The sequence below is a fragment of the Ideonella sp. P3_A4 genome, from assembly GCF_056403075.1.
Map to the genome: position 1 here is coordinate 1 of NZ_JBFUGE010001058.1, position 1,338 is coordinate 1,338.

Annotated in this window: 1 protein-coding gene; it reads left to right on the forward strand. The window is 64.6% G+C overall.

The annotated features are described in order from the left end of the window. On the forward strand, positions 1-1,338 hold a 1,338-nt coding region (locus AC1DYI_RS35825), incomplete at both ends, for an electron transfer flavoprotein-ubiquinone oxidoreductase (protein WP_477208847.1).

The following is a 1,338-nucleotide window of genomic DNA, read 5'->3' on the forward strand; positions in this document are numbered from 1 at the left end:
GWGATGGACCCGCGAGCCATCAACGAGCTGTTCCCGAACTGGAAGGAACTCGGCGCCCCGCTGAACCAGGCCGTGACCGGCGACGACGTGCTGTTCCTGAGCGAAACCGGCTCGAACCGCACGCCCGACTTCCTCGTGCCGCGCAATCTGCACAACGACGGCTGCTACGTCATCTCGCTGAGCAACGTCGTCAAGTGGATGGCGCAACAGGCAGAAAGCCTCGGCGTCGAGATCTTCCCCGGCTTCTCTGCCGCCGAAGTGCTGTACGACGAGCAAGGCCGAGTGCGTGGCGTGGCCACCGGCAACCTGGGCGTCGGCAAGGACGGCCAACCGCACGACGGCTTCCAGCTCGGCATGGAGCTGCTGGGCAAGTACACGATCTTCGCCGAGGGCGCGCGCGGCCACCTGGGCAAGCAGCTGTTGGCCAAGTACAAGCTCGACGAAGGCAAGGACCCGCAAAGTTATGCCATCGGCGTGAAAGAGCTGTGGGAAGTGCCGGCCGACAAGGCCAAGCCGGGCCTGGTGGTGCACACCGCCGGCTGGCCGATGGTGGACGACACCTTCGGCGGCGGCTTCCTCTACCACCTCGAAGACAACAAGGTCACGCTCGGCTTCGTGATCGGCCTGGACTACCAGAACCCGTACATGAGCCCGTTCGAGGAAATGCAGCGCTGGAAGACGCACCCTGCGATCCGCGCCCATATCGAAGGTGGCAAGCGCATCGGCTACGGCGCCCGCGCAATCAACAACGGCACGCCGCAAGCGCTGCCCAAGACCGTGTTCCCCGGTGGCGCGCTGGTCGGCTGTGACGCTGGCTACCTGAACGCCGCGCGCATCAAGGGCAGCCATGCGGCGATCAAGAGCGGCATGCTCTGCGCCGATGCATTGTTCGACGCGTTGAAGGCCGGCCGCAGCGCCGACGAGTTGAGCGCCTACCCCGAGGCCTTCGAGAAGAGCTGGCTCAACGAAGAGCTGCAGCAGACGCGCAACTTCAAGCTCTGGTTCAAGAAGGGTGACCTGGTCGGCAAGCTGATGACGGGCATCGAGCAGTGGCTGCTGCCCAAGCTGGGCGTGCAAAGCCCACCGTGGACGCTGCACGCCACCAAGCGCGACCACGAGTACCTGAAGCCGGCCGACCAGTGCCAGCCCATCAGCTACCCGAAGCCCGACAACAAGCTGAGCTTCGACCGTCTCTCTTCGGTGTTCATCAGCAACACCAACCACGAAGAGAACCAACCGGCGCATCTGACGCTGAAGAACGACTCGATCCCGGTCTCGGTGAACCTGAGCAAGTACGCCGGCCCCGAAAGCCGCTACTGCCCCGCCGGCGTCTACGAG